The sequence below is a fragment of the Paenibacillus sp. 01T422 genome (genome assembly GCF_056398785.1).
Genome location: NZ_JBFTQB010000285.1, coordinates 1 through 6,833 on the forward strand (window position 1 = coordinate 1; position 6,833 = coordinate 6,833).

The 6,833-nt window shown below is 49.4% G+C and carries 8 protein-coding genes; 3 read left to right on the plus strand and 5 right to left on the minus strand.

Annotation, left to right across the window (positions count from 1 at the left end; translation table 11 throughout):
- Together AC1DUA_RS17095 and AC1DUA_RS17100 are read left to right on the plus strand one after the other, a co-directional pair.
- Positions 1–209 (plus strand): hypothetical protein (locus tag AC1DUA_RS17095; protein ID WP_477500912.1); only part of this gene is annotated, 209 nt, incomplete at its 5' end.
- Between the two features lie 69 nt (positions 210–278).
- Complete coding sequence (locus tag AC1DUA_RS17100) at positions 279–1,034, plus strand: exodeoxyribonuclease III (protein ID WP_477500913.1); 756 nt, start codon at positions 279–281, stop codon at positions 1,032–1,034.
- Between the two features lie 66 nt (positions 1,035–1,100).
- On the opposite strand, the gene AC1DUA_RS17105 is transcribed toward AC1DUA_RS17100, so the two are convergent.
- The 3 genes from AC1DUA_RS17105 to AC1DUA_RS17115 all read right to left on the minus strand — a co-directional run bounded on the left by AC1DUA_RS17105 (position 1,101) and on the right by AC1DUA_RS17115 (position 3,718).
- Positions 1,101–2,228: a hypothetical protein gene (locus tag AC1DUA_RS17105; protein WP_477500914.1), complete on the minus strand. Its 1,128-nt coding sequence runs from the start codon at positions 2,226–2,228 to the stop codon at positions 1,101–1,103.
- Between the two features lie 3 nt (positions 2,229–2,231).
- On the minus strand, positions 2,232–2,786 hold the full coding sequence (locus AC1DUA_RS17110) for a hypothetical protein (RefSeq protein WP_477500915.1): 555 nt from the start codon (positions 2,784–2,786) through the stop codon (positions 2,232–2,234).
- A 131-nt stretch (positions 2,787–2,917) separates the two neighbouring features.
- Positions 2,918–3,718, minus strand: a complete 801-nt coding sequence (locus AC1DUA_RS17115) for a VOC family protein (protein WP_477500916.1) — start codon at positions 3,716–3,718, stop codon at positions 2,918–2,920.
- Between the two features lie 244 nt (positions 3,719–3,962).
- On the opposite strand from AC1DUA_RS17115, the gene AC1DUA_RS17120 reads away from it, so the two are divergent.
- Positions 3,963–4,541: a TetR/AcrR family transcriptional regulator gene (locus AC1DUA_RS17120; RefSeq protein WP_477500917.1), complete on the plus strand. Its 579-nt coding sequence runs from the start codon at positions 3,963–3,965 to the stop codon at positions 4,539–4,541.
- 142 nt (positions 4,542–4,683) lie between these two features.
- On the opposite strand, the gene AC1DUA_RS17125 is transcribed toward AC1DUA_RS17120, so the two are convergent.
- Together AC1DUA_RS17125 and AC1DUA_RS17130 are read right to left on the minus strand one after the other, a co-directional pair.
- Positions 4,684–5,184 (minus strand): DinB family protein, encoded by a 501-nt coding sequence (locus tag AC1DUA_RS17125; protein WP_477500918.1) that lies wholly within the window; start codon positions 5,182–5,184, stop codon positions 4,684–4,686.
- A gap of 207 nt (positions 5,185–5,391) precedes the next feature.
- Positions 5,392–6,231 (minus strand): sulfurtransferase, encoded by an 840-nt coding sequence (locus tag AC1DUA_RS17130; RefSeq protein WP_477500919.1) that lies wholly within the window; start codon positions 6,229–6,231, stop codon positions 5,392–5,394.
- Between the last annotated feature and the right edge of the window lie 602 nt (positions 6,232–6,833).

The following is a 6,833-nucleotide window of genomic DNA, read 5'->3' on the forward strand; positions in this document are numbered from 1 at the left end:
GGGTTGGGTTGGGTTGGGTTGGGTTGGGTTGGATTGGATTGGGTTGGGTTGGGGTCGGGGTTCCGCGGTCGACGGGGGTTGGGTTGGGTTGGGTTGGGTTGGGTTGGATTGGATTGGGTTGGGTTGGGGTCGGGGTTCCGCGGTCGACGGTCCGCGGTCGGCAGTCCTCGTTCGGCGGTCGGGGTTGCCGGTTGAAACCCGCTCTCTAATGCAGCATAAGTCGATCTTATGTTACACTAATATGAGAAATCATCGCGAACGTTAGGAGAAATTGACGAATGAAACTAGTATCGTGGAATGTGAATGGACTGCGCGCATGCGTGAATAAAGGCTTCGTAGATTACGTCAAGGAGACGGATGCCGATATCGTCTGTGTACAGGAGACGAAGCTCCAAGAGGGACAAATCGCCCTCGAACTTGGCGAGGACTACAAGCAATACTGGAACTACGCCGTCAAAAAAGGCTACTCCGGCACAGCCGTTTTCACCAAGCTCGAGCCACTTTCCGTGCGCTATGGCATGGAGGAGGACGAAGAGCCCGAGGGCAGGATTATCACACTCGAGTTCGAAGACTTTTACCTAGTGACGGTGTACACACCGAACGCAAAGCGTGATCTCTCCAGGCTGGACTACCGCCTGGAATGGGAGGATCGCTTCCGCAGCTATCTCGCGCAGCTGGATGCGCAGAAGCCGGTTATCGCCTGCGGCGATCTCAACGTCGCCCATCAGGAGATCGACCTGAAGAACGCCAAGGGCAACCACAACAACTCCGGCTTCACTCTAGAGGAGCGCGGGAAAATGACTGAGCTGCTGGAGGCCGGTTTCATCGACACCTTCCGGCATCTCTATCCGGACCGGACCGACGTATACAGCTGGTGGTCCAATATGCCCGGCGTGCGAGCACGGAATGTCGGATGGCGGATCGMCTATTTCATCGCTTCTGCGAGGCTGAGTGCAAGCATTGTCGCCGCCGACATCGACTGCCAGACATTGGGCAGCGACCATTGCCCTGTTCGTTTGGAAGTGACCTTTTAGCCAGCCACAAAGTTAAACACCAAAAGCGCTCTCTCACTATCCAGTGGGAGAACGCTTTTTTACCTACTAATAATCATATGTCATATTTCGCCGTCGACGCACGAAGGTTAGGATGCATCTGTACATATAAAATAGCAGCACAAACATCTCAAGACCCCAAATGATACAAGTCGACGTCTCACTCACTTCAATTTGCAAATAGTTAAAGTCCGCAAACTGCTTGCGCACGAATTGGTCCGCCACCATCTGAGCCACATGATCCACGATTGGCACGAAATCCTTGCCATACCCCTGCTCCATCAGATAGTCCTGAACTTCAAGCTTGAGCATATCCACCYCACTCCACGAGAAGGCATGCACCCATTTCATAGTGCCATCCGAAGCCGGACTAAAGCTGACGATGAAATCATTTTTGTTCCCGTTCTTCCATTTGTCTTGGAGAGCATAGCCATAAGCTTGCGGCAAATCCGTCCCCATATTCACAAAAATCAGATTGACCTGCTTCCACGACTTCGTCTCTCCGGGATGATCCGGGTCGGGCACTGCTTTGTTCAGCTCGGTATTCCATGCCGCCAACGCCGCCAGAGCTCTCTGCCTGTTCGGCACATTGCCCACAATTCTATCGACGTGAAGCACCTCCGAGACGAAACTCGGATATTCCGGCAGCTCGGGATAATCCTTCAGATCAATGTCGCTATGTTTAAAAAGGCTATAAGAACCTCTCACCTTATTCACATACAGATGCACGGAGGCTGAAGGTGTCCCTGGCGGAAAATATTTGGCCAACTCTGCTGCCGTATTCGGGGACCTGTCCGAGAATCTAGTCCTTCCGTCCATGGACCTGCTCACTTCAAACCACCCATTGTCTGAGGTTTTGAGTTTGTTTACTGCCTCGTGGTGCTCGTAGTGCCCTGGATCTTTGGTACAACTCTTGTGACCTCTACTGTCCGTGGAGCATTCTTCGCTGCCTGCGATCCACTCGTCCCACTCCTCTTTGTGCTCCACGTCCGTAACGGCTCCTGACCAGACCTCTGTATCGACCGTCCTCAGAAAAAAATCACTGGCTACTACGCCCGCGAATAGGAGGGCGGCGAGTACCGATGTCAGCACATATCGCCACCATTTGCGGCCCGTTACAAGTTCAATGGCAAAACCAACAATCAGAACGAGAAATAACGCTGCCCAATACGCCATCTGCTACCTCAGCTTCACTTCGTTATCTTTGCCTGTTTGATACGCATCGCTCGTGCGGTCCGAAGTAATGATAAATTTCTCCGCATCCATAGTTTGGAAATGGAAAATAGCGTTCATCAGCACGTGCTTCCTAATATGCGTGTTGTACTCGCGAACCTGATCGGCAATTTTCTTTTGATTCCGATCAAACTCGGTGCGTGCCGAAGAAATTTCATTTTGCAGCTTCGTATACAAATCTTTGCTCATTTGCGGATTCTGCTCCTGTACCACTTTGAACAGCACCTGCGTATCCGTGTAACGGCCTGCAATGAGGTCGGTATATACTTTTTTGATATCATCAGCCTGCATGTCGGTTACCTGGGCCATTTCTTTGAATCTTTTCCACATGTTATCGTAGTTTGACTTATTCGCGACGTGCTGCGACTTGATCTGCTCATCCAGCGCAATCGCCGTCCCCCGTTGCCCCCATACAACAGCTGCTGTGATGATCGCAATTAACACCAGCAAGCCAATAAAACCAAGACAACCCACTACGAAAATCCCACTCTTGTTCTTCATCCACAAACCCCTCTGCATATAATTTCCATCTGATTCCCTTATTCTAGCATATTGGGGCGACAAAATAGGTCAAGATTTCACAAAATTTATGGGTCGCAGATAGAATTATGCACAGAAGTTAGGATGAGGCTCTAGTTTTGCGTGAGAGAGTATGGCAGTTGCAAGAGCGCCGGGATATGTTCAGGAAAAGCTGTGATTTGTACATGAAGGTTATACAGGCCTATTTTAAAATGAAGTCTATCATTCTCCAGGGTGTATGGGATATTTTTACTGTCTAAATTATTGCTAATTCTGCTTACTTCCTGAGCACTTGGCACTCCAAACGTAACGTTCATAGCAGGCCGCAGAGCAGTCATGGCAATAGGAATCCATTTTCTCTTTTTCGAAACAACAACGGCATGCGCGGTTCCCCCGATGGCAAAAGTAAAATTGTCCACAACTTTATCCAGCTTAAAGTCAAATAGATCCACAAGCAGCTCTCTGAATGCAATCACGTCATCTACCGGAAATCCGATTTCTCTCAGATACAGTATCTTGAGATAACCGCTTGGAGGAAGTACTCCTTCTTGCACATAGGTATGCGCAATAATCTCCAACAAATTACCGTCTCCGTCCCGAAAATAAACATTTTTGCCTGTTTCAAACTCCTCTACCCATCTGCCGTCAGGCCAATGTAGAAGCGTTACCCCAGCCTTTTGGAGAAAGTTCACTATCTCATCAAATGCTGTGAGCGGAACCTCAAAGGCAAAATGAGCGGGATGTAATGGCTGGTCAGCCTCTTTAAAAACCAAAGTACAATGGTCCGAAGGTTGCACGTGTATTTCATCCGCAGACTCATAACTGACCGGAAATTGCAGCTGGTTGGCATAAAATTGTTTCACGCCCTGAATGGATACGGTGTTCAGTTCTAATTTAGCAAAATGTGTGATCATGGTCGGGACTCCCCTCTTGCTGATATACGATGAATTATGCTCCACAGCATGATAGATATCAATATGCAAGCTGAAGCGGACGAATAGGGCAAGAACCGGCAAGGGAACAGTAAGACTGACGAAGCAAGATCGGCTCATTTGTTGACAGCAGACATGTTCTTATTTAAAATGTTATAGACAGATCTGTCTCATTCTAAATTTTTCTTTTAAAATATAAACATATTTTCGGGCAGGTGAAGCGCAAATGGAAAAGAAGGAAACCGCGAAGGAACGCATTTTACGAGTGGCTGATGAGTTGTTTTATCAAGAAGGTGTGCGTGCGGTCGGCATTGACCGAATCATTCATGAATCAGGTGTAGCCAAGGCCAGCTTCTATCGAAGTTTCACGACCAAGGATGCTCTGGTAGCTGCGTACCTGGAGCAGCGTCGCCTCCGATTCCTGGAAGATGTCGAACATGCACGGAAGGAGCATCCGGAGTCCAGTCTCGATCAGCTACGTTATCTGATGGAGTATATAGCTGAACGTTTGAAGCGTGCTACCTATCGGGGATGCCCTTTCATGAATACGATTGTGGAGTTCCCTGAAACCGAGCACCCTAATCATGTTAAAGCACTGCAGAGCAGAAACGACATCTGGGACGAAGTGACCCTATTGGCCCAAGAGGCAAGGCTCCTCAATTCCCGTGAACTCTCCGAACAGCTTCGTATGTTATGGAGCGGCGCGGTCATGGTCGCTTATGTGAACAAGTCCGAATTCAAGCCTGAATTGTTCTCTGTCGCAGCCAAAGCACTAATCGACAGCCATTCCGTCGCGGCAATATGATAGGGCAGAAAGGCCAAGCCAAAATAGATTTGTAAGCCCGCACCGCACAAGTCACGCGTGCTCTTATTCTTCCCCGGTCGCCATCGGGTTATCTTCCCAACTGATCCAGTCGCTCCAGCTGCAGAATTGGCTTCGACAGCCGTCACGTGAACAGTCCGCCTAGACGATCATCGGCTGGAGGAGGGTAGCCCAAATGCCTTGCCATTGATACGATTTGACCTTTGTGATGGAATTCATGTGTCGCAACATGAGTGATTAGAAATAAAGGAGTTGCTGTCTTCGGGTAACCCTCCCAGCTTTCGTCTTGTTCGATAGGTTCACATAAACGATCGCAGTATTCGTTTAAGTACCGTTGTACGAGTTCATCCACTACCGCAAATCTTTCACGAACGTACTTCACATCAGCGCCTTCAATCTCGTGTAGGGGAATATCACTATACTCATTTATCCTCCTAAACGCGAAAGCTTCCAACCAGAACCTGTATGAGTCAACGACATGAATATGGGTTCGTAAAATCGTTCCACGCCCAAATCCGGAAATTGGTTGGTGTAAAATTTCATTAGGGAGTTCTTCCAAGAACGCAAACATATTTTGTCTTGCTGATCTGATCCAGCCGTACTGTTGCTGCAATATTTCCAACAACCGCAATCACTCCTCCACATTTTGAAGATGTTGTCCATCTTGCAATTTCAACTTCTCTGTTATCGTCAATACGAATGGCTAATATCACTCGGCAGAACGTGAATTTTGTTTACAGCTGTTGAACGAAAAGCCCAAAGAGGGCTGCAACAGCCTGGCTCTCGGCAACCTGTCACAACCCCCAAACCCGTGTACGATACGGGTTCTAACCTATTCCTCCTCGCCCGTCGCCACCGGGTTATCTGCCCACGAGATCCAGTCGCTCCAGCTTCCGCTATAGAGCTTCACGTTATCAAAACCCGCTTCGCTCAGACCCAGCACGTTCGGGCAAGCCGTCACGCCAGAGCCGCAATAGACGATGATTTCATCGGCATCGCGCAAGCTGGCAAAATGCTGCTCCTGCTTCGCGGCTGGCAACCAAGCGCCGTCAGCGCCGAGCACGCCTTTCCAGAAGTAATTCCGCGCGCCGGGAATGTGACCGGCCACAGGGTCGATCGGCTCTTCCAAGCCGAGGTAGCGGCGCTCCTCACGCGAGTCCACGAGCACGACGCCCGGGCGACCCAGCTTGTCCTTGACCTCATCCATGGAAGCCAGCATGGTGCGCTGCACCTTCGGTGARAAGGTACGCGGATACGGAGCGGACACTTCATTCGTGACAGGGTAGCCTGCTGCTTTCCAAGCGGTATATCCTTGGTCGAGTACGTATACCTCGGAGTGCCCGAGGAATTTCAGCATCCACCATAGGCGCGAAGCCATGGCCCCGCCTTGATCGTCGTAAGCGACGACGGTTTTGGTGCCATCGATCCCGAGGCTGCCCACGAGGATGGAGAATGCACCGAGATCAGGAAGCGGATGCCTACCTCCATGCGCCATAATGGCACCGGATAAGTTCTTCTCCAGATCGACGTATACAGCTCCCGTTATATGATCTTGCTCATAATGATTTCTGCCAGATTCAGGTTGTCCTAACGCAAAACGGCAATCCGCTATGACGATGTTGGCATCGCCCAGCTGCCCGAGCAGCCACGATTGACTTACGATATTTTCCACAGATTCTGCCACCTTCCCTACCTGCAATGAATTCCAGTTACCTCCACTTATTTTATCGTAAAAGTGCAGCGTGAGGAAGTTATGTTTGGAACTTGCCCAGCGGTACATTCAGCTACCTATAGGAAAGACCGTCAAGGCATTGAGCCTAACGGTCTAATGGTCTCTTCTATGTTGTATTCTATACAACCATTAACGCTTGGATGATGCTTGAGTATCCTCTATATTGTAATTTATACAACGTGGAGGGCTGTAAACTGTTGATTTCCCGCCATTTAGGTTGAAATGGTTGTACTTTATACAATGGGGTGCCACATAGTAGGTCAGAGGCACCTTTTATATTGTACAAAGTGCAACATAGCCGCAAATCCACAATTTCCTCAGTCATCCTCAAACAAAGCAGTGACCGAGGCAGTTGTAGTAGCCTCTCTTGAATCCTCGTGCGGTTGCACCTTACGGATGAAGAATGCAAGCACGAGTGCAACAACACTCAGTCATGTAGCGATAACGAAAGAATGGTTGATCCCGTAAATCGTTGCAGCTTGCATGACTTCCGCCATTTTGGCTTTGTCGCTTGGATCAATTCTGCCCGAGATGATGAGCTC

Excerpts from the sequence above, each read along its gene's own strand:
- AC1DUA_RS17110 (WP_477500915.1), bottom strand. The coding sequence starts at position 2,786 with ATGAAGAACAAGAGTGGGATTTTCGTAGTGGGTTGTCTTGGTTTTATT.
- AC1DUA_RS17115 (WP_477500916.1), bottom strand. The coding sequence starts at position 3,718 with ATGATCACACATTTTGCTAAATTAGAACTGAACACCGTATCCATTCAG.
- AC1DUA_RS17120 (WP_477500917.1), top strand. The coding sequence starts at position 3,963 with ATGGAAAAGAAGGAAACCGCGAAGGAACGCATTTTACGAGTGGCTGAT.